General features: G+C 75.4%; 23 protein-coding genes. 11 read left to right on the top strand and 12 right to left on the bottom strand.

Features of this window, described 5'->3' with window-relative positions; genetic code table 11:
- Positions 1-136 precede the first annotated feature (136 nt).
- Positions 137-1,294 carry a VIT1/CCC1 family protein gene (locus NXY84_RS20245; protein ID WP_396126339.1) on the top strand — a complete coding sequence of 386 codons (1,158 nt, stop codon included), beginning with the start codon at positions 137-139 and terminating at the stop codon, positions 1,292-1,294.
- Positions 1,295-1,396: 102 nt separating this feature from the next.
- Here the strand turns inward: NXY84_RS20245 and NXY84_RS20240 are convergent, their stop codons facing one another.
- The gene (locus NXY84_RS20240; RefSeq protein WP_258724821.1) at positions 1,397-2,143 is read right to left on the bottom strand and encodes a TetR/AcrR family transcriptional regulator; all 747 of its coding nucleotides are present in this window, start codon (positions 2,141-2,143) and stop codon (positions 1,397-1,399) included.
- 72 nt (positions 2,144-2,215) lie between these two features.
- Between NXY84_RS20240 and NXY84_RS20235 the strand changes: the two genes are divergently transcribed.
- Positions 2,216-4,336, top strand: coding sequence for a HelD family protein (locus NXY84_RS20235; protein ID WP_258724820.1), 2,121 nt, complete (start codon positions 2,216-2,218; stop codon positions 4,334-4,336).
- A gap of 45 nt (positions 4,337-4,381) precedes the next feature.
- Here NXY84_RS20235 and NXY84_RS20230 read toward each other — a convergent pair whose 3' ends face one another.
- Positions 4,382-5,173: a copper resistance CopC family protein gene (locus tag NXY84_RS20230; RefSeq protein WP_258724819.1), complete on the bottom strand. Its 792-nt coding sequence runs from the start codon at positions 5,171-5,173 to the stop codon at positions 4,382-4,384.
- A gap of 75 nt (positions 5,174-5,248) precedes the next feature.
- Between NXY84_RS20230 and NXY84_RS20225 the strand changes: the two genes are divergently transcribed.
- The 6 genes from NXY84_RS20225 (at position 5,249) to NXY84_RS20200 (ending at position 12,387) form a co-directional block, all read left to right on the top strand.
- Positions 5,249-6,097: an ABC transporter ATP-binding protein gene (locus NXY84_RS20225; RefSeq protein WP_258724818.1), complete on the top strand. Its 849-nt coding sequence runs from the start codon at positions 5,249-5,251 to the stop codon at positions 6,095-6,097.
- Positions 6,098-6,163: 66 nt separating this feature from the next.
- On the top strand, positions 6,164-7,156 hold the full coding sequence (locus tag NXY84_RS20220; RefSeq protein ID WP_258724817.1) for an iron-siderophore ABC transporter substrate-binding protein: 993 nt from the start codon (positions 6,164-6,166) through the stop codon (positions 7,154-7,156).
- A 44-nt stretch (positions 7,157-7,200) separates the two neighbouring features.
- Positions 7,201-9,330, top strand: a complete 2,130-nt coding sequence (locus NXY84_RS20215) for an iron ABC transporter permease (protein WP_258724816.1) — start codon at positions 7,201-7,203, stop codon at positions 9,328-9,330.
- A 170-nt stretch (positions 9,331-9,500) separates the two neighbouring features.
- A complete protein-coding gene (locus NXY84_RS20210) occupies positions 9,501-10,487 on the top strand; it encodes a siderophore-interacting protein (RefSeq protein WP_258724815.1) in 987 nt (328 codons plus the stop codon).
- Positions 10,488-10,840: 353 nt separating this feature from the next.
- Positions 10,841-11,020, top strand: coding sequence for a hypothetical protein (locus tag NXY84_RS20205; RefSeq protein WP_258724814.1), 180 nt, complete (start codon positions 10,841-10,843; stop codon positions 11,018-11,020).
- Positions 11,017-12,387, top strand: coding sequence for a glycosyltransferase family 2 protein (locus tag NXY84_RS20200; RefSeq protein WP_258724813.1), 1,371 nt, complete (start codon positions 11,017-11,019; stop codon positions 12,385-12,387). Before NXY84_RS20205 ends, NXY84_RS20200 begins: the two co-directional genes overlap by 4 nt.
- 110 nt (positions 12,388-12,497) lie before the next feature.
- Here NXY84_RS20200 and NXY84_RS20195 read toward each other — a convergent pair whose 3' ends face one another.
- Positions 12,498-14,348, bottom strand: a complete 1,851-nt coding sequence (locus NXY84_RS20195; RefSeq protein ID WP_258724812.1) for a PKD domain-containing protein — start codon at positions 14,346-14,348, stop codon at positions 12,498-12,500.
- A gap of 151 nt (positions 14,349-14,499) precedes the next feature.
- Here NXY84_RS20195 and NXY84_RS20190 point away from each other — a divergent pair, with 151 nt between their 5' ends.
- On the top strand, positions 14,500-15,474 hold the full coding sequence (locus NXY84_RS20190; protein WP_258724810.1) for a pseudouridine synthase: 975 nt from the start codon (positions 14,500-14,502) through the stop codon (positions 15,472-15,474).
- A gap of 37 nt (positions 15,475-15,511) precedes the next feature.
- Here the strand turns inward: NXY84_RS20190 and NXY84_RS20185 are convergent, their stop codons facing one another.
- From NXY84_RS20185 to NXY84_RS20165, 5 genes are all read right to left on the bottom strand, one after another.
- Entirely contained in the window at positions 15,512-15,832 is a 321-nt protein-coding gene (locus NXY84_RS20185) for a type II toxin-antitoxin system PemK/MazF family toxin (RefSeq protein WP_258724809.1), read from the bottom strand.
- Positions 15,832-16,056 carry a hypothetical protein gene (locus NXY84_RS20180; RefSeq protein ID WP_258724808.1) on the bottom strand — a complete coding sequence of 75 codons (225 nt, stop codon included), beginning with the start codon at positions 16,054-16,056 and terminating at the stop codon, positions 15,832-15,834. Before NXY84_RS20180 ends, NXY84_RS20185 begins: the two co-directional genes overlap by 1 nt.
- Before the next feature lie 39 nt (positions 16,057-16,095).
- A complete protein-coding gene (locus NXY84_RS20175) occupies positions 16,096-17,370 on the bottom strand; it encodes an MFS transporter (protein WP_258724807.1) in 1,275 nt (424 codons plus the stop codon).
- Between the two features lie 52 nt (positions 17,371-17,422).
- A complete protein-coding gene (locus tag NXY84_RS20170; protein WP_258724806.1) occupies positions 17,423-17,788 on the bottom strand; it encodes an ATP-binding protein in 366 nt (121 codons plus the stop codon).
- Between the two features lie 72 nt (positions 17,789-17,860).
- Positions 17,861-20,428 carry a SpoIIE family protein phosphatase gene (locus NXY84_RS20165; protein ID WP_258724805.1) on the bottom strand — a complete coding sequence of 856 codons (2,568 nt, stop codon included), beginning with the start codon at positions 20,426-20,428 and terminating at the stop codon, positions 17,861-17,863.
- 478 nt (positions 20,429-20,906) lie between these two features.
- On the opposite strand from NXY84_RS20165, the gene NXY84_RS20160 reads away from it, so the two are divergent.
- On the top strand, positions 20,907-21,929 hold the full coding sequence (locus NXY84_RS20160; protein WP_258724804.1) for a dienelactone hydrolase family protein: 1,023 nt from the start codon (positions 20,907-20,909) through the stop codon (positions 21,927-21,929).
- A 280-nt stretch (positions 21,930-22,209) separates the two neighbouring features.
- Positions 22,210-22,632: a hypothetical protein gene (locus tag NXY84_RS20155; protein WP_258724803.1), complete on the top strand. Its 423-nt coding sequence runs from the start codon at positions 22,210-22,212 to the stop codon at positions 22,630-22,632.
- A gap of 157 nt (positions 22,633-22,789) precedes the next feature.
- Here NXY84_RS20155 and nagB read toward each other — a convergent pair whose 3' ends face one another.
- Genes nagB through NXY84_RS20135 form a run of 4 tightly spaced genes read right to left on the bottom strand, consistent with a single transcriptional unit; the run spans position 22,790 to position 26,620 of the window.
- Complete coding sequence (gene nagB, locus NXY84_RS20150) at positions 22,790-23,575, bottom strand: glucosamine-6-phosphate deaminase (RefSeq protein WP_258724802.1); 786 nt, start codon at positions 23,573-23,575, stop codon at positions 22,790-22,792.
- Positions 23,575-24,756, bottom strand: a complete 1,182-nt coding sequence (locus tag NXY84_RS20145) for an ROK family protein (protein WP_258724801.1) — start codon at positions 24,754-24,756, stop codon at positions 23,575-23,577. The genes nagB and NXY84_RS20145 overlap by 1 nt, the downstream gene beginning before the upstream one ends.
- Positions 24,753-25,583, bottom strand: coding sequence for a carbohydrate ABC transporter permease (locus NXY84_RS20140; protein ID WP_258724799.1), 831 nt, complete (start codon positions 25,581-25,583; stop codon positions 24,753-24,755). Before NXY84_RS20140 ends, NXY84_RS20145 begins: the two co-directional genes overlap by 4 nt.
- Positions 25,580-26,620 (bottom strand): carbohydrate ABC transporter permease, encoded by a 1,041-nt coding sequence (locus NXY84_RS20135; protein ID WP_258724798.1) that lies wholly within the window; start codon positions 26,618-26,620, stop codon positions 25,580-25,582. Before NXY84_RS20135 ends, NXY84_RS20140 begins: the two co-directional genes overlap by 4 nt.
- Positions 26,621-26,692 lie beyond the last annotated feature (72 nt).

Genomic DNA, 26,692 nt, shown 5'->3' with positions numbered 1-26,692 from the left:
CCCCCCCGCGCGGTTGCCTGACGCAGATCCACGGTGGGTCACGCTGCCCGGTCCGGCAACCGGAGGGCGCGGCCGTCTCGTGCGCCGGGTGCTGCCCCTGACGGACCGGGACGGGCGTGCGTGGAACCATGATCCCGTGCAGAACAGCCCCGACCCGGCCCCGGGTCCGCCCGACGGGTCGGCGCGCAGCCGTCGTGACCTGCGGCGATGGCGGCAGTACCTGGCCGACGAGCGTGCCGAGGCCTCGGTGTACCGCGACCTCGCGTCGCGCCGCACGGGCGAGGAGCGCGACATCCTGCTCGCGCTCGCCGAGGCCGAGCGCCGCCACGAGGACCACTGGCTCGAGCTGCTCGGCGACGACGTCGGGCGCCCGCTGCGCGGCGACGTCCGGACCCGGGTGCTCGGCTGGCTCGCGCGGCGCTTCGGGTCGGTGTTCGTGCTCGCGCTGGCGCAGCGCGCCGAGGCCCGCGGCTCGTACGAGAAGGACGACGACGCGACCGCGCAGATGGCCGCCGACGAGCGGATCCACGAGGAGGTCGTGCGGGGGCTCGCGACCCGCGGGCGCAACCGCATCTCCGGGACGTTCCGCGCGGCGGTGTTCGGCGCGAACGACGGCCTGGTCAGCAACCTCGCGCTCGTGCTGGGCATCGGCGCCTCGGGGGCGTCGCAGTCCACCGTGCTGCTGACGGGCCTCGCGGGCCTGCTCGCGGGCGCGCTGTCGATGGCCGCGGGCGAGTTCGTCTCCGTGCGGTCCCAGCGCGAGCTGCTCGAGGCGTCCGCGCCCGGGCCGCACGCGCGCGCCGCGCTCCCGTACCTCGACGTCGAGGCCAACGAGCTCGCCCTGGTCTACCGCGCGCGGGGCATGACCGAGGACGCCGCACAGACGCGGGCGCGGGAGGTGCTCGCGTCGTTCGGCACGATCCCGACGCCGGCGCTCGGCGTGCCCGCGCTGTCGCCGTCGGGCGCGGGCGCCAGCCCGGCGGCCGGCGACGCCGAGGGCGACGAGCACGAGACCGTCGGGACCGCGGTCAGCGCCGGTGCGGCGAGCTTCTGCTTCTTCGCGTCCGGTGCGCTGATCCCGGTGCTGCCGTACTTGTTCGGGCTCGACGGGTGGCCGGCCGTGGCGATCGCGTCGGTCCTCGTGGGGCTCGCGCTGCTCGGCACGGGCGCGACCGTCGGGGTGCTCTCGGGCGGGCCGCCGGTGCGCCGCGCGCTGCGCCAGCTCGCGATCGGCTACGGCGCGGCGGCGGCGACCTACGCGCTGGGGCTGCTGTTCGGGACGACCGTCGGCTGACCGAGCGAGCCGGCCCGGCCCGCTCGGGCTGAGGCGCGGGGGAGCGGCCTGCAGCGCCGCGGGGCCGGTGCGTGGCGGGGCCGGTGCGTGGCGACCGTCGGGTCAGGACCGCGCCAGCCGGGCCGCGACGCCGTCGAGCAGCACCGCGACCCCGGTCGCGAGCGTCCCGCTCGGGTCCGCGGCGGACTGCAGCGTCTGCCCGACGCGGCTCGAGACCGGCAGGTCGAGTCCCGCCATGACCGTCGTGAGCACGGGCTCCGAGAGCCGCCACCACTGCTCGTCGGTGAGCTGCGACGCGGCGCGGACCCGCTCCGTGGCGACCTCCCACCGGGCGGCGCTCGTGGCGAGGTGCAGGACGGACGTGAGCACGTGGTCCATCTCCTCGTCGCGGAGCCCGATGCCGTCGAGCGGCGTGAGCTCGGCCTCGTACTTGAGGCAGATCCCCGGTCCGAGGATCGGTCGGGCCGCGGGGATCTCGACGGACCAGCCGTGCGCGAGCGCGTGCTCGTAGTTGCGCTGCGCGACGTGGTGCAGCGCGGACCGCCAGTCCGGCAGGTCGGCGGGCCGGGGGTGGCCCTCGTAGGTCGCTGCGGCGACGCGGTCGAGCATGAGCTCGAGCAGCTCCGTCTTGCCCGGGACGTACCCGTAGAGCGTCATGGCCCCGACGCCGACCTGCTCGGCGACCGCCCGCATCGTCAGCGCGTCGAGCCCGGACCGGTCGGCGAGGGCGATCGCCGCGTCGGTGATCGCGCCGACGGTCGTGCCGGAGCGGCCGACGCGCGTGCCGGGGGCCCAGAGCAGCTGGACGAGCGTCAGCGGGTCACTGGTCCGAGTCGGCGCGGTGGGCACGGGAACAAGTGTGCCACCTCCCCCGTTCGATGTACCGTACGATGTACGAAAGCGAGCGGGACGGACGTGCGGATGAAGGACGACGCCATCGGCGAGGAGCAGCGCCACCTCGACACCGCGATCGCGCGCCGTGACGAGCTGCTCGACGAGCTCCGGGCCGCGGGCTCCCGGGTGGGCGCGCACGACGCCGTCGGGAGCACGGTCGCGTCGGGGCGCCGGCGCCGGGTCCGCGAGCTCGAGGGCACGGGGCCCGACCTCGTCTTCGGCCGGCTCGACGCGCTCGACGGGACCGTGCGGCACGTGGGGCGGGTCGGCGTCCCCGCGCGCGACGACGACGCCGACCCGCTGGTCGTCGACTGGCGCGCCCCCGTCGCGCGGCCCTTCTACACCGCGACACCGCTCGAGCCCGAGGGCCAGGCCCGGCGCCGGCACGTCCGCTCCCGCGACGGCCGCGTCGTCCACGTCGAGGACGAGCCGCTCGACGAGAGCGCCCTCGACGGGCCGCTGGGCGCGGGGCTCGTCGGCGAGGGAGCCCTGCTCCACGCGCTCGCCGAGCGCCGCACCGGGACGATGCGCACCGCGATCGCGACGCTGCAGCGCGAGCAGGACGCCGTCGTGCGCGCCGACCCCCGGGGCCTCCTCGTCGTGCAGGGTGGTCCGGGCACCGGCAAGACGGTCGTCGCGCTGCACCGGGTCGCGTACCTGCTCTTCACCCACCCCCACCTCGCCGAGCGCGGCGTCCTCGTCGTCGGTCCGTCGACCCGCTTCCTCGACTACGTGTCGCAGGTGCTGCCCGCGCTCGGCGAGACCCAGGTCGTCGCGACGACGTGCGCGCGCCTCGTCCCGGGTGTCCGGGCCGAGCGGGACGAGCCCCGCGCGGTGGCCGAGGTCAAGGGCCGCGCGCTGTGGCAGGACGGCCTCGCCGCGTACGTCGCGAGCCTCGTGCCGGCCGCCGCCGCGCTGCACCTGCACGTCGACGGCGAGGCGTACGTGCTCCCCGCACGCCGGGTCGCCCGCGCGCTCGCGGCCGCGCAGTCCGGCGGCCGGTCGTACCACCAGGCGCGTCGCGTCGTGCACGAGCACCTCGTGGACCTCCTCGTGGACGCCGCGGCCGAGCGGTCCGCCGAGCTGCTCGCCCAGGCCGAGGAGGGCTTCGAGGACGTGCTCGCGCGCGTCGACGCGTCGCTCGCGCGCGCCGACGACCGCGCCGCGTCCTCCGGTGCGCGCGGCGCCGAGGTGGACGGCGTGCTCTCCGACGAGGACCTCGACGCGGCCCGCGAGCGCATCGCGGCCGACCCCGCGCTGGCCGTCGCGCTCGACGCCTGGTGGCCGCGCCGGGATGTGCCGGGGACGCTGCGGGCCTTCCTGCGCGACCGCGCCGCGCTGCGCCGTCATCTGCCCGCGCTGACCGTCGCGGAGATCGAGGCCGTCGTGACCGAGCCCGACGGCTGGGCGCCCAGCGACGTGCCCCTGCTCGACGCGGTCGCCGAGCTGCTCGGCGGCACCGCTCCCGTCGAGCCGCCGGGCGAGTTCCTCGCGCAGCGCGCCGAGCAGCGCCGGGACTGGGTGTACGGGCACGTCGTGGTCGACGAGGGCCAGGAGCTCTCGCCGATGCAGTGGCACATGCTCGTCCGCCGCTGCCCGACTCGCTCGATGACGGTCGTCGGGGACGTCGACCAGACCGAGGCGCCGCAGCACCACACGACCTGGGCGCAGGCGCTCGGTCCAGTGCTGGGGGACGCGTGGACGGCCGCGACGCTCACGACCTGCTACCGCACGCCCGCCGAGGTCATGGCCCTGACCGGCGACGTCCTCCGGCGCGCCGGCAGCGCCCACGAGCCGCCGCGGTCGGTGCGCACGACCGGCATCGAGCCGCGCGCGCTCACGTGCCCGGAGGAACGGCTCGTCGATGTGGTCGGGCGCACGGTGCGCGAGCTCGAGGACCGCTACGCGGGCGGGACCGTCGGCGTCGTCGCGCCCGGGCCGCGGGTCGCGGGTCTCCGGGCGGCCCTGGGCGGGGACGGCCGCACCGTGCTGGACCCGGCCGGCGCCAAGGGGCTCGAGTTCGACGCGACCGTCGTCGTCGACCCGGACGGCATCGCCGCCCAGCCGCGCGGGTGGAACGCCCTCTACGTCGCGCTCACCCGGTGCACCCAGGAGCTCGCGCAGGTGCACGTCGCCCGGGACGCCTGACCGCCCGCCCCGCGGGTCCCGAGCGCCCGACGGCGAGGCGACCGCTCAGGCGTCCCGGGACCCGTCGGGCCCGGCGTCCTCGGGCGTGCGACCCGACGGTGCCGCGCCGGACCCGCCGGACCCGCCGTGGTGGCCGTGCGGGCGGCGGCGGATGAGCACCGCCACGACGACGCCGAGCGCGGCGAGAACCGCGACCGTCCCGACGAGCAGCGTGTTCGTCGCCGAGGCCTCGGCGGCGTGGTCCTCGTGCGTCAGGGCGGTCGACGCCGTGGGCGCGGTCGGGGTGGTGCCCGACGCGGCCGGCTCGGTCGGCGTCGGCGTCGCTGCCGGTCCGGCGGTGGCCGCGGTCCCGGGCGCCGCGCCGACGGTCGTCGGGCCCTGCGCCGTGAAGGTCAGCCGGCCGTCGATCGGGTGCCCGTCGGCGGACGTGACCCGCCACAGCACCGAGTAGTCGCCCGCGGGCAGCTCACCGGCGAGGGCCTGCACCACGTCCGTGCCCGCGAGCACCGGGTCTCCCGTCGAGACGACCCGGCCGTCGGGCGCCTGCACCTCGACGACGGTCCCGAGCGCGACCGCTGCCTCGTTGAACGTGAGCGTGACCTGCGCAGGGGCCGTCGCGGTCGTCGCGCCGTCCGCCGGGTCGGACGAGACGAGCGCGCTGTGCGCCGCGGCGGGGACGGCGCCGAGCAGGACCGGCGCGACCCCGGCGACCACCGCGACGAGCGTCGCGAGGAGCGTCGTCGGGAGCGCGGACGCCCGCGGCCGGTCCGGCGTGCTGACGCCGGGGGTGTGGGGTCGAGGGCGGGTCGCCGGGCGGGCGGACGCGTGCGGGAGCATGCCCCCGACCCTAGGCCGGGCCCACCCGCGAGACGGACTTTCGTTTCCGGGTAAGGACAGGCTAACCTCACGCTCGTGACCACCGACGACCTCGCGCCCGCGCTCCAGGGCACCGCGCTCCGCCTCGGCTACCACGGCCGCACCGTCGTGCAGGAGGCGTCGCTGCGCCTGCACGCGGGCGAGGTGACCGCGCTCGTCGGGCCCAACGGCTCGGGCAAGTCCACGCTGCTGCGCTCGCTCGCGCGCCTGCACCGCCCCGACGCCGGCCGGGTCGCGCTCACCGACTGCGCCGACGCGCTCGCGCTCTCCGCGCAGGACTTCGCGCGCCGCGTGACCCTCCTGTCCCAGCACCGCCCGACGCCGAGCGGCGTGAGCGTGCGTGACGTCGTCGGCTACGGCCGCCACCCGCACCGCGGCCGCTGGCGCACGCAGGACCCCGAGGGCCCCCGCGCGGTCGCCTGGGCGATGGAGGTCACCGGCACGACGGCCATGGCCGACCGCGGCGCCGACGAGCTCTCGGGCGGCGAGCTCCAGCGCGTGTGGCTCGCGACGTGCCTCGCGCAGGACACCCGCGTGCTGCTGCTCGACGAGCCCACCAACCACCTCGACCTGCGCTACCAGGTCGAGATCCTCGACCTCGTGCGCGACCTGGCCGACGACCACGGCGTCGCGGTCGGCGTCGTGCTGCACGACCTCGACCAGGCCGCCGCCGTCGCGGACCACGTCGTCCTGCTGCGCTCGGGCGAGGTCGTCGGTGCGGGCGAGCCCGCCGACGTGCTCACGTCCCCGGCGCTCAGCGAGACGTACGGGCTGCGCGTCGAGGTCGTGCACGACCCGGTCACGGGCCGCCTCACGACGCACCCCGTCGGCCGCCACACGACCCGTGTGCGTACCCGCACCCCGGAGCTCGCCGTCGCGCACTGACGGCCCGGCGCCGCCCCGCACCACCCCCGAAGACCCCCCGCACGACCACCCCACCCCGAGGAACCCATGCGATCCCTGCGCTCCCCCCTGCCCGCGCTCGCCCTGACGGCGGCCACCGCGCTCCTGCTGACCGCCTGCGGCAGCACCGAGGCGCCCGCCGACGCCGAGGGGACCGCGGCGTCGTCCGCCGCCGGCCCGGTCACCGTGACCGACGACCGCGGCGAGGTCGAGCTCGACGCGCCCGCCGAGAAGGTCGTCTCGCTCGAGTGGGGCCTGACCGAGAACCTGCTGTCGCTCGGCGTCACGCCGGTCGGCGCCGCGGACGTCGAGGGCTACAACACGTGGGACCAGATCGTCCCGCTCGAGGGGGAGGTGACCGACGTCGGCACGCGCGGCGAGCCGAGCCTCGACGCGATCGCCGGCCTGGGCGCCGACCTCGTCGTCACCACGACCGACCTGCCCGAGAACGTCATCGCGCAGATCGAGGAGACCGTCCCCGTCATCGCGCTCCGCGGCTCGGACGCGAGCGACCCGATCGGCCACATGCGCCGCACGATCGAGGTCCTCGGCGAGGCGACCGGCCGGTCCGACGAGGCCGCCGACGTGCTGGCGGAGTACGACGCCGCGGTCGAGGAGGGCAAGGCCGCGCTCGCCGAGGCCGGGCTCGAGGGCTCGACCTTCACGATGGCCGACGGCTGGGTCGCGGACGGCACGGTCTCGGTCCGCATGTTCACCGACGGCGCGTTCCTCGGGGCGCTCGGCGAGGAGCTCGGGCTCGTCAACGGCTGGGAGGGCGAGGGTGACCCCGACTACGGCCTCGCGGTGACCGACGTCGAGGGCCTCACGCAGCTCACGGACGCGCCGTTCCTGTACATCGCGAGCGCGAGCGAGGCCGACCCGTTCGCCGAGGCGCTCGCGACGAACCCGATCTGGACCGGCCTGCCGTTCGTCGCCGCCGGCGACGTGCACCGCCTGCCCGACGGGATCTGGCAGTTCGGTGGCCCCGCGGCCGCCCAGGCGTGGATCGAGGCGGCCGTCGAGGCGCTGACGGCGGCATGACCACCGCGAGCGTGACACCGGCAGGGGGAGGGGCGCGTGCGGACATGCCCGGCTCCACCCCTGGCGCGCCTGGCGCACCCGAGGCGCCCGGGTCCCCGGCGGCACCGCCCGGACGTGCGCCCCTCGGCGCCGTCCCGGCCCTGCGCGTCGCCGCGGTGCTGGCGGCCGGTGTCACGCTCGTCGTCGTCCTCGGCCTCGTCGACCTGACGCTCGGCACCTCGGGGATCGGCGCGGGCGACCTGCTCGGGCTGCTGACCGGGGGAGCGGACGGCGAGGCGGAGCAGACCGCCGCGGTGCTCGTGGCCTCGCGCCTGCCCCGCGTCCTCGCGGCGCTGCTCGTGGGCGTCGCCCTCGGAGTCTCGGGCGCGATGCTGCAGTCCGTCGCGCGCAACCCGCTCGCGTCGCCGGACACGCTCGCGGTCAACGCGGGCTCGTACCTGCTCGTGACCGTCGCCGCCGTCACGGGGCTCACGCTGCCGTTCGCGGCGACGGGCGCGGTCGCGTTCCTCGGCGGGCTCGGCGCGGCCGCGCTCGTGCTGCTGCTCAGCCGCGGCGGTGCCTCGGGGCCGACGCGGCTCGTGCTCGCCGGCTCCGCGGTGATGCTCGCGCTCTCGGCCGTGACGTCGCTGCTGCTGCTGCTGTTCGAGCAGGAGACCATCGGGCTGTTCGCGTGGGGCAGCGGGTCGATCGTGCAGTCCGGTCCCGACAAGGTCGTGCAGGCGGCACCCGCGGTGCTGCTCGTCGTCGCCTTCGCCGTCGTGCGCGCCCGGCGCCTGGACCTGCTCGCGCTCGGCGACGACACCGCGACCGTCCTGGGGCTCGACGTGCGGCGCACCCGTGTGGAGGCCGTCGTCGTCGCCGTCCTGCTCGCGGCGGTCGCCGTGACCGTCGCCGGCCCCATCGGCTTCGTCGGGCTGTGCGCGCCCGCGATCGCGCGGCTCGTCGCGCCGCTCGCCCCCGGGCTGCACCGCCACCGGCTCCTCCTCCCCCTCGCGGCCCTCGCCGGCTGCGTCGTGGTGCTCGCCGCCGACATCCTGCTGCGCACCTGGCTCCCCGGGACCGACGGCGTCGCCGTGCCGACGGGCGTCGTGACCAGCGTGTTCGGCGCCGTGGTGCTCGTGGCCCTCGCCCGCCGCATCCGCGACAGCTCTCCGGTCTCCGCGCCGAGCACGAGCCGCGGCCGGGGGCCGGCGTCGCACCGCCGGTTCCTCGTGGTCGCTGCGGTGCTCGCCGCGCTCGCCGTCGCGACGGTGGTCGGTGGCCTCCTGCTGGGCGACACGCTGCTGCTCACGGGCGACGTCGCGAACTGGCTGTCCGGCCGGTCGGGTCCGGGCGTGACGGCGGTCCTCGACCAGCGGGCGCCGCGCGTGCTCGCCTCGCTCGTCGCGGGTGCCGCGCTCGGGCTGGCCGGCACGACCGTCCAGGCGGTGTGCCGCAACCCGCTCGCCGAGCCGGGCCTGCTCGGCGTGACCGGCGGCGCGGGCGTCGGCGCGATCACGCTGCTCGTCCTCGCGCCCGGCGTGAGCATCTGGGCCGTCACCGGCGCGGGTGGGCTCGGGGCGCTCGTCGCGTTCGCGCTCGTCTACGGCCTCGCGTACCGCCGAGGGCTCAGCTCCGACCGGCTCGTGCTCATCGGCATCGGCGTCAGCGCGGGCACGACCGCGCTCGTCACGATCATCGTCGTGACGTCGAGCCCGTGGGACTCGACGCTCGCGCTCACCTGGATGTCGGGGTCGACGTACGGGCGCTCCTTCGCGCAGTCGTTCCCGGTGCTCGCGATGCTGCTGCTCGTGACGCCGTTCGTGGTGCGGGCGCGCCGCGACCTCGACCTGCTCGCGCTCGACGAGGACGTGCCGCGCGTGCTCGGCGTCGCGCTCGAGCGGACCCGGCTCGTGCTGCTGCTCGCGTCGGTGCTGCTCGCGGGCTCCGCGGTGTCGGCGATCGGGGTCGTGGGCTTCGTCGGCCTCGTCGCCCCGCACGCCGCGCGGGCACTCGTCGGTGCCCGGCACACGCGGGTCGTGCCCGTCGCGCTGCTGCTCGGTGCGGTGCTCGTCGGGGTCTCCGACGTGCTGGGGCGCACGGTCATCGCGCCCGCGCAGATCCCCGCCGGCCTCGTGACGGCGCTGGTCGGGACGCCGTACTTCGTGCTGCTCCTGTGGCGCACGCGGGCCTGAGCGGCCTCCCGCCGTGGGGCCCGCGCGCGTGACGGCGGCCGTCCCCGCGTCCGTGTGACGGACGCCACTCCGCAGCCCGGGAATGCCAGGTTAGGGTAGCCATACCTCGCGGAGGGTTGCCTTCCCTACGAGTCACCTCCGCCCGCGAGGCCCGTCGATCAGGAGTGCATGTGACCGAGCTGCTGGTGGCCCCGACCATCGCACCCTTCCGGGCCTTCGCCGTGCGCGTCGTCCGCATCCAGGACCTCACCCCGAGCTTCCGCCGCATCACGTTCACCGGCGACGACCTCGACGTCTTCGCGGACAACGGCCGCGACCAGCGCATCAAGCTCATCCTGGCCCGCACGCCGGGCGACGACGTGACGACGTCGGCCGACTGCTGCGCCGCGCTCGACACGCTGCTCGCGGGCGAGGGCGGGCTCGACTGGTTCACCGCGTGGCGCGAGGCGCCCGACGCCGTCCGCCCGGTGATCCGCACCTACACGATCGCGGGCGTCCGCCAGCACCTCCGCGAGATCGACGTCGACGTCGTCCTGCACGGCGACCTCGGCCCCGCCTCCCGCTGGGCCGGCAGCGTCCGGGTCGGCGACACCCTCGGCGTCTGCGGGCCCGACGCCCGCCACCCCGGCCCGCACGGCGGCGTGGAGTGGGCGCCGCCGGAGCACGCGCTCGCGCTGCTGCTCGCGGGCGACGAGACCGCGGTCCCCGCGATCCGCGGCATCCTCGCGTCGCTGCCCGCCGACGCGCGCGGCGAGGCCGTCCTCGAGATCCCGCACGCCGCCGACGTCCTCCCGCTGCGCGCCCCCGCCGGTGTGCGCGTCACGTGGCTCGCCCGCGAGGACGCCCCGCACGGCTCGGCGCTCGTGCCGGCTGTCCAGGCCGCGGCCGGCCGGCTGCTCGACGCTCCGGTGGGCGGCGCCGCCGCGGTCACCGGCGCGATCGAGGACGTCGACGTCGACGCGCAGATCCTCTGGGAGGTCCCCGTCGACCCCGACGGTGAGCCCCTGACCCGCTCGACCGAGATGTACGCGTGGCTCGCGGGGGAGGCCGGCGCGATCAAGACGCTGCGCCGCCACCTCGTCGCGGAGCGTGGCGTCGACCGCCGGTCGGTGGCGTTCATGGGCTACTGGCGCGAGGGGCGTGCCGAGGGCGCCTGAGGCCCCTGTCGTCCGCCGCTTCCCGCGCTGACCAGCGCGAATACGTGCACCTCGAGGAATGTCCCCGAGCCTGCCTTGCCGGGGTTCCTGAAAGGCCGCGGCGTGCCGGGGGTGAAATTCGCCCCGTGGCGTCCCCGCGGACGTCGGTCCGTGCCTGACCCATCGCCAACTTCCGACGTGCTGTGTAGGGTTTTGCCCGCGAACGGGGGCGTTTGTCGGAAAGCGGCCGTGCAGGCATGACGCACGGCCGTCCTTGCTGTGAGTGGGACCTGGGGACATCGGTGACGCCGCCGTCGCGCCGAACGATCCGTCGACGGCCGGCCGGTCGTCGAACTCTGCGGGGGGACACGCTCATGGACTACGGCAGCAGCATTCCGATGACCTCGCTCGCCGGTATCGGCGGGGGTATCACGCTCAGCGGGATGGCTTTCGAACAGCTCTGGGCCGTGCTGGTCGCGGTCGGGGCCGTCTCGCTCGTGGCGGTCGAGATCCGCCGCAGCTTCCGCCGGGGGAAGCGCGCGGAGGAGGCATGATCCCGCGGGCCTACCTCCGCCCCCGGCTGGGCGCCGGGATCGCCGTGCTCCTGCTCCTCGTCGGCCTCGCCTGGTGCGTGCGCCACGTCCTCGGGATCCTCGACCTGAGCGAGTCCGGGGAGAACTCTTTCACCCTGCTGTGGGCGCTCGTGTTCGGGTCCCTCGTCTTCCACCTCGTCCTCGCCTGGACGCACCGGCCGTTCGTCGTGACGGACGCCGACGAGGCCGCGGCCCTGGACCGGCTGCGGGTCACCATCGCGGTCCCGGCGTACAACGAGGACCCGGCCGCCCTGGCTCTCGCGCTGCGCTCGGTGCTCGAGCAGACACGGCGCCCGCAGCGGATCCACGTCGTCGACGACGGCTCGACGAGCGACCTGTCCGCGACCGAGGCCGAGTTCGCCCGGCTGGCGGCGCAGTACCCGGACGTCGAGACGATCTGGACCCGGACGGAGAACCGCGGGAAGCGGCACGCCCAGATCGAGGCGTTCGCGGCGGACCCGGCGGCCGACGTCTTCGCGACCATGGACTCCGACACCGTGCTCGACCCGCACTGCATCGAGAACGGGCTGCACCCGTTCGCACAGCGGGACATCACCTCGGTGGCGTCCGTGATCCTCGCCTACAACAACCGGAACCTGTTCGTCCGGATCACGGACTCCTGGTTGCTCGCGTTCCAGCTCGTCGTCCGGGCGGCGATGTCCCGGCTGGGGTGCGTGCTGGTGAACTCGGGCAACTTCTCGATGTACCGCGCCCACGTCGTCCGCGACTCGTTGCCGTCGTACGCCAACGAGACCTTCGGGGGCAGCACGGTGATGTTCTCCGACGACTCGCTGCTCACGTTGTTCGCGCACCTCAGGGGCCGCACGGTCCAGCAGGAGAACTCGTTCGCGTTCACCGTCCTGCCGGAGAAGGTGAGCCACCATCTCCGGCAGCAGGTCCGGTGGATGCGCGGCTCGACCATTCGTTCCGTGTGGCGGTTCCGCTACCTGCCGGTGAAGGGCTGGGCGTACTGGGAGCACTTCGCCGCGTGGGTCAACTTCACGCTCATCACGATCGCCTTCTTCGTGCTCATGATCATCATGCCGATCATGTACGGCGCGTTCTACGGCTATCTCCTGCTGTTCAGCGTGCTGATCTGCTACATCACCGCGGCGCGGTATCTCGTGGTCGGCCGCACCGACCAGTCGCTGGCGTTCCAGGTCGGCACCGTCGCATTCGCGCCGGTCATGCTGCTGTGGACCGCGGTCGTCCTGCGTCCGCTGCGGCTCTTCTCGATCGCCACCTGCACGCGCACCGGCTGGGGCACGCGGGGCGCCGGGGTCGAGGTCGGGGTGGCGCCGCGGCGGGAGCTGCTCGAGCCGGCCTGACGACCCGCCGACGACGCGCCGACGACGCGCTGACGACGCGCTGACGACGCGCCGACGACGCGCACGGCGGGTGCCCGGCCGGAGCGGTCCGGCCGGGCGCCCGCCGGCGGTCAGCCGAGCGTCGTGAACGTGCTGATCGGGCCGCGCGAGGTCCCGGCCGTGTTCGCGGCGGCGAGGCGGTAGTAGTACGTCGTCCTCGGGCTCAGCCCGGCGAGCGCGACGTCGACGCCCTTCTCGTAGGTCAGCGCGGCGAGCGCCGGGCCGGCGGCCGTCGACCCGAGGGCGGTCGTGGTGCCGTACTCGACCCAGGTCGTCGCCGTGAGCCCGCGGGGGTTGATGCCGCCGGAGACCTTGGCGGCCGTCGTGGTGCGCCCCGACACCGTCGTCCAGCCGAACGTCGGCAGGCCCGGCGTCACGAGCTTGCGCGTGACGACCGTGCTGCCGCCCGGGGTGGTGGCGGTGATCCGCACGTGCACCGTCGCGCCGGACGGCAGGCCGGTGACCTTCTGGGAGACCGCCTGCGTCCCGCCGGTGGCGAGGAGCGCGGACGTGGCCCGGTTGCCGTAGGCCGTCGTCGTGCCCCACTCGAACGTCGCCGTCCCCGCCTCGCCGTGGGTGCCGACCCACGCCTTGAGCGTCACCGACGTGGCGGTGAGGTCGGACTCGCTCGCGGAGACCGTAGGCGCCGCCGCGGCGACGACCCGGCGGGTGTCGGTGCTCGTCGACCCGGTGGCGTCCCGCACGGTGAGCGTGGCCGTCCACGTCCCGGCCGCGTACGTGTGCGTCGTCGAGGCCGGGGGCTGCCCGGTCCCGCTCGCCGACGTGCCGTCCCCGAAGGCCAGGGTCCACGACGTCACGCCCGAGCCGGTGGACCGTCCCGTCCCGGTGCTCCGGGACGCGTCGAACGCGACCGGGAGCGGGGCCGCGCCCTGCACGGTCGAGGAGCCGAGCCACGCGCTGGCCCGGCCGTGCGCCGCCGGGCTGTGGCCGGCCGCGACGAAGGACGCGAGGGACGACTCCGACGAGTCGACCAGCCACGAGCAGTTCCCCACGGCGTCGAACGCCAGGGCGGCCTTGAACTCGGGGTAGGCGGCGAGCGTCGTCATCGCCTCCGTCCACCACGTCGCCTTGCGGCCAGGCTGGTCCGGGTCCTCGACGCTCCCCCACTCGGCGAGCATGAGCGGCTTGCCGTGCGGGGCGGCCCACGCGTGGAACGGTGCGACGGACTCGGCCAGCGGGCGCCACGACGTCGGGCCGCCCGCCATGCAGCCGAACCAGTTGTAGGGGTCGAGGCCGAGCCAGTCGACGACGTCGTCCCCGGGGTAGTAGGCGTCGGCGCCCGCGGTCGAGGGCGTCGCCCAGAAGCTGCCGGGGGTGAGGATCCACGCCCACGCGACGTTCGTGACGCCCTGGGCACGGAACACCTCGACGTAGTGCCGGTAGGCGGCGCGGTACTCCGCGGGCGTGCCGTAGCCGGTGGCGTAGTCGGGCTCGTGCTGGAAGACCAGGAAGACCGGGGCGCCGAGCGACGCGACCGCGCGCGCGTGCGCGACGATGTCGGCGTCGCGCGTGCCCGCGGCGATGGACGCCCACGAGTGCTTGGTGCCCGAGGTGGTCTGCGGCGAGATCGACCACACCGGCGTGCGGCCGTGCGCGAGCGCCGACGTGACGGGCTGCGGCGGCATCGGCGAGTTCCACCGGGAGTAGAACCGGGTCAGGTCGAGCTTGCGGCCGATCCGCGCCTCGAACCCCTGGACGGCCGACTCGGCGTCCGCGGCGGCGCTGTCGGCGACGTGGGCGCCCCACAGCAGGCCCGTCGACGGGGTCAGCGCGTCGGACGCGCTCGTCGACGTGGCCGCTGCCGCCGGGCCGGCAGGCGGGCCGGCGAGGAGGGCGGCGACGGCCAGGGTGAGGGTCGCGGCAGCCAGGGCTGCCCGTCGGGGTGCTCGCAGAACGTGCATGGTGTCTCCTGCGGGAGGCGAGAGGGACGGCGACGCCAGGTCCGCGCCTGAGGGATGCCCTCCTGATCGGCGTCGGGTGAGTCTGCCTGAGCGGATCGGCCGGCCTTCCTCGCGGTCTCGCGGACCGGGACGCGGCTCGTACCATCGCCGGGTGCCTCCCCGCTCCCCGCTCCCGGCACGCCACGGCCTCGACGCCGCCCGCCTGCGCACCCCGGACCGCGACCGCGCGACCCCCGACCCGTGGCCGACGATGGGCGCCTGGCTGCGCCACCGGCTGCCCGAGCACGTGGACGTCCCGGGGATGCTCGCGCAGGAGCGGTTCGTCGACGAGGACGGCCGCGCTCTGCGCGACGACGACCCGTACGCCCCGGCGCGGTACGTGTGGTTCCACCGTGACCTGCGCGACGAGCCGGTGGTGCCGGGCACGATCCACGTCGTGCACCGCGACGAGCGGCTCGTGGTCGTCGACAAGCCGCCGTTCCTCTCGACGATCCCGCGCGGCGGGCACGTGATGCAGAGCGTCGTCGTCCGGCTGCGCGCCGAGCTGGGGCTGCCCGAGCTGTCGCCGCTGCACCGGCTCGACCGCGTGACGTCCGGGCTGCTGATGCTCGCGACCGAGCAGCGGTGGCGCGGCGCCTACCAGTCGGCGTTCGAGCGGCGCGCCGTCGACAAGACGTACCGCGCGCTCGCGCCGCTGCGCGCCGACCTCGGGCTGCCGGTCGTCGTGCGCGACCACATCCGCAAGGAGCGCGGCACGTGGTGCGCCGAGGTGGTGCCGGGGGCGCCGGTCAACGCGGAGACGCTGGTCGAGCTCGAGCGGGAAGTGGACGGCGGCGAGACCGCGGGTCGCGTCGAGGCGGGCGAGGTGGGTGCGGCTGACCGGTTCGCCGTCTACCGGCTGACCCCACGCACGGGCCGGACGCACCAGCTCCGCCTGCACCTGGCCGGGCTCGGCATCCCGATCGTCGGGGACCCGCTCTACCCCGTGGTGCGGGACGTCCCCGTCGACCACTTCCGTCACCCGCTCCAGCTCCTCGCCGCCGAGGTCGCGTTCACCGACCCGGTCGACGGGCGGCGCCGGGAGTTCCGCAGCGTCCGGTCGCTCCCTCTGTCCGCGGAGGGGTGACCCGGGGACCGACTCGCCGACGCCCGCGCGCAGCGGGTCAGGCCAGGTCGAGCAAGCCGGTCAGTGCGTAGTCGATCCGCTGCATGTCCGCGAGCGGGAGGAAGCCGACGAGGTCACCGAGTCGTGCCTGCGGGTCGACGGCGGTCATCGCGTCGCACAGGGCGAGCGTCTCCCCGTGGCCCGGGACCTCGATGCGCGGCCGGAACGCGTACGGGTTCGCGCGGGTCGACGTCGGGACGACGAGCCAGGTGCTGAGGTGCTCGAGCCGAGAGGCGAGCACCACGACGGCGAACCGCTCGCCCGCCTGCTCGTGCCCGCGCGTCGGGCCGGCCCCCAGAAGGTGGACGTCGCCGCGCATCAGCCGAGGAGGTCGCTCAGGATCGAGGCCACCTCGGCGCGGTCCTGCGGGTCGGCGGCGGCGGCGCGGGCGTCGATCTCGGCCTGCCGGCGCCACTGCTCACGCCGCAGCAGCGCGATGCCGTCGCGGATCACCGACTCGACGGGCACGCCGCGCTCGGCGCTGAGCGCGTTCAGCTCGTCGCGAGTGCTGGTACGCACGCGCACGGTCGTCGTCTCGGCCACGGTGCCGAGTCCACAGGGGGTCTACATACGGCCGGGGACTCACGCCACCGGGTGCAGCGCGTCGTACCGCCGGAAGCCCGGGTGCCGCCACGCGAACAGCCCCACGCCGACGACGCACGCGAGCCCGCCGAGCACCGCGGCCCACCCGACACCCGTCAGGTCGGCGATCCCGCCCAGCACGAGGTCCCCGAGCCGCGGGCCGCCCGCCACCACGACGATGAACACCCCCTGCAGCCGCCCGCGCATCGCGTCAGGGGTCGCCGCCTGCAGGATCGTCGAGCGGAAGATGCTGCTGGTCGAGTCGGCCGCACCCGCGAGCACCATGCACGCCGTCGCCGGCCACAGCACCCACGTCGTCGCGCCGCCGGGGCCCGGCCCGGGCGCGAGCCCGACGACGACCCCGAACGCCGCGACCGCCGTCCCCCAGCCGAGCACCGCGACGACCACGGCGTACCCCTGCCGGCGCACGCGCCCGATCGGCCCCGAGAACAGCCCGGCGAGCGCCGAGCCCACCGCGACGCCCGCGAGCAGGATGCCGGCGGTCGTCGCACCACCGCCGAGCACCGTCGCGCCGATCGCCGGGAAGAGCACGCGCGGCATCGCGAGGACCATCGCGGTCAGGTCGATCGCGAACGTCGCCCGGATGTTGGGGCGGGTCGCGAGGAACCGCAGCCCCTCGACGACCGAGGCGAGCCCCGCGCGGCGCACCAGGCCCTCGGGCGGCAGCGGCGGGAGCGCCACGAGCGAGACCACCGCGCCGACGAGCAGCACGACCTCGACGGTGTACGCCCAGCCGTACCCGGCACGCCCGACGAGCAGCCCCGCGAGCAGCGGGCCGATCGCCATGCTGATCCCGAACGACAGCCCGGACAGCGCGTTGGCCGCGGGCAGGAGGTGCGTGCCGACGAGGCGCGGGACGATCGCCGAGCGCGCGGGCGAGTTGATCGCGAACAGGCCGTTCTGCAGCGCGACGAGCACGTAGAGCACGCGCACGTCGTCGAGCCCGAGCCAGGCCTGCACCGCGAAGCCGGCGGCGACGAGCCAGAGCCCGGTCGACGTCGCGAGGATCACGCGCCGGCGGTCGTGCGCGTCGATGAGCGCGCCGCCGTACAGGCCGAGCAGCACGAGCGGGACGAAGCCGACGAGCCCGACGAGGCCGACGCTCAGGTTCGACCGGGTCAGGTCCCACACCTGGAGCCCGACGGCCGTCGTCGTGAGGCCCGTGCCGACCGCGGACAGCGACGTGCCGAGCCACATCCGGCGGTACGGGACGCTGACGCGCAGCGGGGTCAGGTCGACGAGCAGGCGGGACACCCGGCCCATCCTCCCGTGCGCAGGCGCGCCGCCGGGGCAGGCGGGGCGGTCGTCAGGTCAGCGGGACCGTGAACCACACGCTCTTGCCGTGGCACGTGGGCAGCCATCCCCAGCTGCGGGCGAGGCCCGCGACCACGCGCATGCCCTGCCCGCCGGCGCGCCCGGCGTCGGGTTCCAGCAGCAGGGGCGGCGTGGGGTTGTCGTCGGTCACCGACACGGTGAGCTCGTCGTGGGCGCACCGCACGTCGACGTCGATCGCGTCGGTGACGTGCCCGTACTTCACGGCGTTGGTCACGACCTCGCTCGTGAGGAGCTCGACGACCTGCAGGGCGGCGTCGGAGGCGCCGTAGGAGCGCGCGACGCGGACGCTCCACTGCCGGCCGAGCCGGGCCGAGCTGAGCAGCGCGGGGACGCGCATCGAGCCACCTCGTTCACGTCGGTAGAGACCACCATGCGTCCCGCCGCCCCATCGCGCCGGATGGGTGAACGTTCATCCACCGGGCGACGGCCTCGACGGGTCCACGGACGGGGTGGGCGCCGGCCGGACCCGGCTCGGGCCGGCCTCGGGTGGCCGGGGACGGTCCTGCGGGTGCAGGCGGACGGCGACGAGCGCGACGTCGTCCTCGTTCCGGCCGGGGGACAGGCGCGCGAGCACACCGTCGACGAGTGCGTCGAGGTCGCGGTCCGCGAGCTTCGCGACCGCCTCCTGGAGCTGGGCCATGCCGACCATGACGGGCCGGTCGCGCCGCTCCACGAGCCCGTCGGTGTAGAGCAGCACGGTCGACCCGGCCTCGAGCCGGAGCTCCTGGTCCTCGCGCGGCCACGACGCCGACACGCCGAGCAGCAGGTCGTTGGTCCGCGCGTCGAGCAGTCGCGTCGTGCCGTCGGGCTCCAGGAGCACGGGGGCCGGGTGCCCCGCGTTGGACCAGCGCAGCACGTGCGGCCCGTGCCCCTCGCCCGCGGGCTGCTCGACGCGCGCGACGACGGCGGTCGCGCTCGTCCGGACGCCGAGCCCCTGCATCGCGGCGTCGAGCGTGCTCAGGATCGTGGCCGGTGTCGCGCCGGTGGCGTACGCGATGCCCCGCAGGAGCGAGCGCACCTGGCTCATGTCCGCGGCGGCCGTGATGTCGTGGCCCATGACGTCGCCGATGACGAGCACGGTCGACCCGTCCGGCTGCCGGAACGCGTCGTACCAGTCGCCGCCGACCTCTGCGGCCTCGGCCGCCGGCTGGTAGCGCACGACGACCTGCATGTGGTCGGGCTCGACGGGCGCCGTGAGCAGGCTGCGCTGCAGGCCCTCGGCGATGGTGTGCTGCTCGCTGTAGAGCCGCGCGTTGTCGACCGCGAGCCCGGCCCGCTCGGCGAGCTCGAGGGCGGCGAGCATGTCGGTGCCGCCGAGCCGCGGCCGCCCGGCGCCGCGGCACAGCGTGATGAGCGCGCTCGTGCGCCCCCGGGCCCGCAGCGGGAGCACCGCCCCGGTGTGGGGCGCGAGCTCGCGGACGAGCGCGCGCGCCTCGGGGGAGCCCAGGTACTGCGCCATCGACTCGGCGGCCGGCGCGAGGACCAGCGACGGCTCCCCGGTGCTGATGGCCTGCGCGACGAACGACGACGTGAGGTCGAGGGTCTCGAGCCGGATCGCGGCGTAGCGCTCGAGCGTTCCCCGCATCGCCGGGTCCACGTGCCACGTGCCCACGTCGCGCAGCCCGTGGTCCTCGACGCGCGTGATGATGCACCAGTCGGCCAGCGCCGGGACCACGTGCCCTCCGACGCTCGCGAGGGCCTCGTCGATGTCGAGCGTCGCGCCGAGGTCCTGGCTCGCGCGCGCGAGGAGCTCGAGGCGGCGGGTCGCGCGGTCGGCGCTCGCGAGCGCCGCCTCGGCCGCTTGCTGGGCGCTCCGGCGCTCGGTGATGTCGAGGAAGTACACCGACAGCCCGTCCGCGGTGGGCCACGCGCGCAGCTCGTACCAGCCGTCGAGCGGCTCGGGGTAGTACGCCTCGAAGCTCTGCGGGTGGCCGGTCCGGACGACGTCGCGGTAGTGCGTCTCGAACGGCGAGCCGACCGCTGCGGGGAAGAGCTCCCAGATGTCGCCGCCGAGCAGCTCCTCGCGGCGCCGCCCGAGCAGGCGCTCGGCCTCGGCGTTGACGTACGTGAACCGCCACCGCGCGTCGAGCGAGTAGAACGCGGCCGACATGGTCTCGAGGACCCGGGTCAGGCGGGCGTCGGAGTCCCGGTTCGCGGTCGTGTCGTACGCGACGCCCAGCACCCGCGTCGCCCGCCCGTCCGGCCCGGGGACGGCGGTCCCGCGCGCCTGGACCCAGCGCGTCACCCCGCCCGGGAGGACGACGCGGTACTCCGCCTCGTACGTCGTGGAGCCGGCGATCGCCTCGTCGAGCGCCTGACCGACGCGGGCGGCGTCGTCCGGGTGCAGCCGCGAGTTGAACGCATCGATCGTGCGCCCGAACTCCGCGCGGGTGAACCCGAAGATCTGGAGCAGCCGGTCGTCCCAGACGAGCGTCCCGGTGCGGAGGTCCCAGTCGAAGCTGCCCACGCCACCGGCGCTCACGGCCAGCTCCCAGCGCATGCGGTCGCGCTCGAGGTCGGCCGACACGGCGGAGAGCTCGAGCTCGCTCGACGCGGCGCGCGCGACCTCGGTGAGGACCGTGACGTCGCCTGCCGTCCACGCGCGCGGGTCGGGCCCGAAGACGCACAGCGCCCCCACGTGGTGGCCGTCTCCGCTCTCGAGCGGGACCCCGAGGTACGCGCCGACGCCGCCCGTGCGCACCGGGGGGAGGTGGCGGACGCGCTCGTCCGTCGCGGCGTCCTGGACGACGAGCGGCGCCCCGTGCTCGACGGTGACCGTGCACAGGGAGTCCTCGAGCGGTCCGGTGCTGCCGACCGTGCCGGGCGGGAGGCCCGAGCCGGCGGCGACGAGCTGCTCGTGCGTGAGCAGGGAGACCTGCGCGGCCGGAGCGTGCAGCAGACGAGCGGCGAGGTCGGCGAGCCGGTCCAGGCCGGTCGAGCGGGTGACGTGCTCGGGGAGCCCGTCGGGAAGCTGCACGCCGGGCGGGTCAGCGGGCACGACTGCCTCGCCCGCGGGACTTCGAGCTGCGCTCATGGTGCCTCGGTTCTGGGAGCGCCCTGCCGGTCGCGCCCGCCGTGGTGAGCGACCCGCGCGGCCTCCGCACGCGAACCGCAGTTCGCCCAGCGTAGGCGCAGGGGAGGGGGTCGAGCCCGAGGCGTCCCGGCGCCTGCTGGACGACGCGCGGCTCGGCGGGTCCCTGGTCGCCGGAGTCGGGTGCGGCGAGCCGTGCACGCCGCGCGCTGACGCACGGGTCCCGGGGCCGTCCGGGCGTGCTCGCGAGAGGCCGATTCGACGCTTTCCCGGCGCCTTCTCCGGATCCGCTGCCCGAGATGTCCGCAAACCGACCGGTTGGTACGGCTACCGCAGAGGCCCCTCCGCGGGTCACGATGAGGCGGTGCGCCACCACCGCACCGGGGTACCCCTCAGCCCCGCAGCCGTCCTGAAGGGCTCCGCAGTGAACCGACTCCTCGCACGACCCGGGCGCAGCGCCGCGCCCGGCCGCCGGGTGCCGCTCGTCGCCACCCTCGGCCTCGCCCTCGCGGCGAGCACGCTCGCCCCGTCCGCGTCCGCCGCCGCGGGCGACCCGGCCACCGTCGAGACGCCGCCGGTCGTGAGCCAGCGCGCCATCGACGAGCACGCGGCGACCGAGCCGCAGCTCACCGTCGACGCACCGGCGGCCGCGCCCCCGGTGACGATCGCCGCGAGCCCGTACGAGCGCGGCCCCGCGCCGACCGTCGCCTCGATCGAGGCGGCCCGCGGGCCGTTCGCCGTCGCGCAGACGACGGTGTCCCGGTTCGCCGCGAGCGGCTTCGGGGGCGGCACGATCACGTACCCGACGTCGACGGCCGAGGGGACGTTCGGCGCCGTCGCGATCTCGCCCGGGTACACGGCCGCGCAGTCGAGCATCGCGTGGCTCGGCCCCCGGCTCGCGTCGCAGGGCTTCGTCGTCATCACGATCGACACGAACTCCCGCTACGACCAGCCCTCGTCGCGCGGGGACCAGCTCCGGGCGGCGCTCGCCTACCTCACCGGCAGCAGCAGCGTCCGCGGGCGCATCGACGCGAGCCGGCTCGCGGTCATGGGCCACAGCATGGGCGGGGGCGGCGCGCTCGAGGCCGCGAAGGACAACCCGGCCCTGCAGGCGGCGATCCCGATGACGCCGTGGAACACCGACAAGACGTGGCCCGAGGTGCAGACCCCGACGCTCGTCATCGGTGCGCAGAACGACTCGGTCGCCTCGGTGACCACGCACGCGGAGCCGTTCTACGAGAACCTCCCGGCGAGCCTCGACAAGGCCTACCTCGAGCTGCGGGGCGCGAGCCACTTCGCGCCCAACACCTCGAACACGACGATCGCGCGGCAGAGCATCTCGTGGCTCAAGCGCTTCGTGGACGACGACGAGCGGTACACGCAGTTCCTCTGCCCGCCGCCCAGCGGCGCGGCCATCTCGGAGTACCGCAGCACCTGCCCGTACTGACGGCGGCGCGGCGACCCGGCTCAGCCGGGTCACGGTCGGCCCCGGTGACCTCACGTCACCGGGGCCGACCCGCGTCCGGGGAGCCCGTCCGCCGCCGCGGGCCGTGGGTCGGACGTCACACGATGTTCACACGAGGACGGGACGTTCGTCCTTGACGTCCCCGGATGTCCGATAGATACGCTTCTGGTAGCGCGAGAGCGCTCTCACGACCTCGGGGGCGGTCGTGGCCGGGTCCGGCACCCGCACCCGAGGTGACGTCGTCACCTGGGGGAGAACCGTCATGAACCGTGTCCCGTCGTACGCCCCGTCATCCGTCCGGAGGGCCGCCGCCGCCCTGGCGTCGACCCTCGTGCTCCTCGGCCTGGGCCTCGCCCCGGCCCAGGCGTCGTCCGGCCTCACCGCCGACATCCGCGGCACCTGCGTGTGCGACTCCACCGTGGGGGAGTGGGTCGTCACGTGGGAGGTCACCAACCACCGCGACGTCGCCGGCACGATCGGCAACGTACGTGCCTACCCGGCGGGCCGCGCGATCGTGGGTCTGCCGAACCGCATCGAGCCCGGCCAGACGGTCCAGGGCACCCAGCGCCTCCGGTCGTGGGAGTACACCGGGTCGATCGCGTTCGACGTCAACTGGGACGACGACACGGTGACGTACGACCACACCTGGCCGATCTACATCAAGATCACCTGCCACAAGGCCTGACCGGCCGCCTCCGGGGCCGCCCGCGGGCTGTCCCGCCACCCGGCGCCCGCACGACGACGGGCCCGGCGCGCCGCCACGGGGGCGTGCGCCGGGCCCGTCCTCGTGGACCTACCGGTCCCGTGCCTGGCTCGTGTCCCGCCGGGGACGCGTCCCGACGTCAGATTCCCTGCCACTCCGGCTTCTGCGCCCACGTCTGGTGGTAGTACTCCCCGAGCTGGAGCCGGCCCGCGGCCGCGTCGTCGACCAGCACGGTGACGTGCGGGTGGAGCTGCAGCACGCTCGCGGGCCACATCGCCGTGACCGGGCCCTCGACGAGGTGGTGCACGGCCTGAGCCTTGCGGCGCCCGTCGGCCAGGACCACGAGGTGCTTCGCTGCCATGACCGTCCCGAGACCCTGCGTGAGCACGTGACGCGGCACCGCCTCGACGTCGTCGCCGAAGAACCGGGCGTTGTCGGCCCGGGTCTGCTGCGTGAGCGTCTTGATCCGCGTGCGGGACGCGAGCGACGAGCCGGGCTCGTTGAACGCGACGTGCCCGTCGGTGCCGAGCCCGAGGATCTGCACGTCGACCCCGCCCGCGTCCGCGATGGCCTGCTCGTACGCCGCGCAGGCCGCCGGGAGGTCCTCGGCGAGCCCGTCGAGGCCGTGCACGGCCGCGGGGTCGAGATCGACGCGGCCCACGAGGTCGCGCTCGATCACGTTGCGGTACCGCTCGGGGTGGTCGAGCGGGAGCCCGACGTACTCGTCGAGCATGAACGCGCGCGCCGCGGCGAAGGAGAGGCCCTCCTCGGCGTGCCGGCGCGCGAGCTCGTCGTAGACCTTGAGCGGGCTGGACCCGGTCGCCAGGCCGAGCACCGCGTCGGGCGTGCGGCGCAGCAGCGCGTCGATCGCGCCGGCGGCGAGCGCGGCGAGGTGCTGGGTGGAGGGGTGGATGACGACTTCCATCAGCGGACCGCCTGGCTCTCGGGGGTGACGGGGGACACGGGGCTGCGCCGTGCGGCGAGCGCCGCACCGACCGCCGCCACCTGGAGCTCGCGCGGGACGAGGCTGAGCCGCTCGGCGACGTGCAGGCTGCGCAGGAACGCGGAGCCCTCGGCCTGGCGGCGCACGGCGGCGGCGACCTCCTCGAGCAGCGGGGCGCCGACCTCGGCGACGCCGCCGCCGAGCACCACGTGCTCGACGTCGCACGTGAGCACGAGCATGCGCACCGCGGCGGCGACCGCGTCGACGAACCGCCCCTGGACGGCGAGCGCCTCCCGGTCGCCGGCGGCCGCGGCCTCGAAGACCTCGGCGGGCGCCGGTCGCCCGGTGCGGCTCGGCCAGGCGGCGTCGATCGCGGAGCCCGACGCGTACAGCTCGAGGCACCCGCGCTGGCCGCACGGGCATGGCGGGCCCTCGACGACGTAGGGCACGTGCCCGATCTCGCCGGCCGCGCCGAGGTGCCCGCGCCGCAGCCGCCCGTCGAGCAGCAGCCCCGCGGCGACGCCCGTGCCGAGCGCGAGGTACGCGAGGTCCCCGCCGAGGCCCAAGAGCTCGGCGGCACCGAGCGCGGCCGCGTTGAGGTCGTTCTCGACGCCGACCGGCACGCCGCCGAGCCGCTCGCGCAGGAGCTCCCCGAGGGGGACGTCCGTGCCGTCGATGCCGAGGTTCACGGCGTGCGAGACGGCGCCCGTGAGCGGCTCGACGACGCCGGGGACGCCCGCACCGACACCGGTGAGGTCGTCGACGGTGAGCCCCGCCTGGGCGCACAGCGCCTTGACGGCCTCGGCGGCCGACGCCACGACGCCGTCGTGCCCGCGCTGCGTCGGCACGCGCACGCTCCCGTGCACGACCGGGGCCGCGCCGGGCGTGCTCGCGAGCAGCACCCCGAGCACCTTCGTCCCGCCGATGTCGAGCCCGACGGACCAGCCGCCGCGCGGGCCGCCGTCGGGCGCGGGAGCGTGACCACCGGGGGCGGCGCCCGCGGTGCGCCCGTCCAGCGACGTGCCCGCCAGCCCCGAGGCCGCACCGGCCCCGCCGTCCACCTGCGCGCCCACGTCCCCCTGCTCTCCGACCAGCCCGTCGACCTGCTCGCCCACCTGCCCCTCGACCTGCACAGTGACGCCCCCGTCCGTCGCTGGACTCACCCCTTCACCGCCCCCGCGACGAGCCCGCTCGTCATCTTGTTCTGCACGAACAGGAAGAACAGGATCACCGGCACCGCGATGAGCGTGGAGCCCGCCATGACGACGCCCCAGTCGGTCGCGCGGTTCGCCTCGACGAGCCCCTGCAGCCACAGCGGCAGCGTGCGACGCGACGGCTCGGTCATGACGACCAGCGCCAGCGTGTACTCGTTCCACGCCTGCAGGAACCCGTAGACGCCCGACGCGACGAGCCCGGGGGCCAGCAGCGGGAAGGTGATCTTGAAGAACGCGCCGGTGCGCGAGAGCCCGTCGACCATGCCGGCCTCCTCGAGCTCGATGGGCACGCCGGTCACGAAGCCGCGCAGCATCCAGATCGTGAACGGCAGGATCGCCGCGACGTACACGATCGTCAGGCCGAGCACGGCGTTGACCAGGCCCCAGCCGTCGAGCATCTGGTACTGCGAGATGAAGAGCCCCTCGGCGGGAATCATCTGCACGACCAGGATCGCGACGATGAACGACTTGCGCCCGCGGAACCGGAACCGGGACACGGCGAGCGCCGCGACGAACGCGAACAGGATCGCGGCGACGAGCGTCACGGCGGTCACGGCGAGCGACGTGCGGAACGACTCGAAGAACGTCGAGTCGCGGAAGACCGCTCGGAAGTTCGCGATCGTGCCGTCGGTCGGGAAGAACGTCGGCGTCGGCGTCTGCAGCCGGTTCGACGGCAGGAACGAGCTCGAGATCATCCAGTAGATCGGGAAGACCCAGACGACCGCGACGAGGACGGCGACCGTCCCGAGCGACCAGCGCCCGACGGTGGCCCTCACAGCTCCTCCTCGCGCAGCATCCGGCGGATGTAGAACCAGGTCAGGGCGAGGGTCAGGACCAGCATGATCGTGGCCATCGCTCCGGCCATCGAGAACTCCTTGGAGAGCGAGTAGATGTAGGTGCCCAGCAGGTGGGTGTCGCGCGTGGGTGCCCCGGCGCGCTGCAGCACGTACACCTGCGTGAACACGCGCAGGTCCCAGATCACCTGGAGCAGCGCGACGACGAAGAGCACGGGCTTGACCATGGGGATGGTGATGAGCCGGAACCGGTCCCAGCCGTTCGCGCCGTCGAGCTGCGCCGCCTCCATCGTCTCGGTCGGGACCTGGAGCAGGCCCGCGTACACCGTGAAGACGACGAACGGCACGCTCATCCACACGACGATGACCGTCGCGACGGCGTAGAAGGACAGCGGCTCGATCAGCCACGAGTGGTAGCGCCAGCCGTCGAGCCCGAGCGGCTCGGCCAGCAGCCAGTTGATGACCCCGTACTGCGAGTCGAACAGCCACTGCCACACGGTCATCGTGGCGAGCACCGGGGTGCCCCACGCGAGCAGCATCCCGACCTGCAGCGTCATGCGGGCGGCGCGGCCGACCTTGGCCATGAGCACCGCGAGCGCCATGCCGATCACCATCGTGAGCGCGGCGTTGACGAGGCAGAACGCGATCGAGCGGCCGATGACGCCCCACACGTAGGGGTCGGACAGCAGCGTCCGGTAGTTCGCGAGGCCCACCCACTCCGCGGGCCGGCCGAACTGCTGGGCCAGGCCGTACTCCTGGAAGGACAGGACGAGCTGGCGGACGAGCGGGTAGCCGAGGCCCACGGCGACCGCGGCGGTCGCGGGGACCAGCAGCAGGTAGGCGCCGAGCCGGGTGCGCAGCGGGCGCCGGCGGGGGACGACGGGGGGCCGGGTGCCGGCGGCCGCGGGCGGCAGGCCGGCGGGCGGCAGGTCGGGGGGTGTGAGGCCCGGGGCCGGCACGACGCCGGGCGGGGGAGGTGCGGCGGGGGCGACCGCTCGGCCGAGACGGGGGCCGGACATGGGTGCTCCAGGGGGTCGGGCGGGGGCCCGGGGGCACCGGCGCACGTGTCGCACGTGTCGCGCAGCGCCCCC

The sequence above is a fragment of the Cellulomonas sp. NS3 genome, from assembly GCF_024757985.1.
Taxonomy (GTDB): domain Bacteria; phylum Actinomycetota; class Actinomycetes; order Actinomycetales; family Cellulomonadaceae; genus Cellulomonas_A.
The sequence above is the reverse complement of the archived record's forward strand: the minus strand, read 5'-3'. Positions and strand labels throughout refer to the sequence as shown.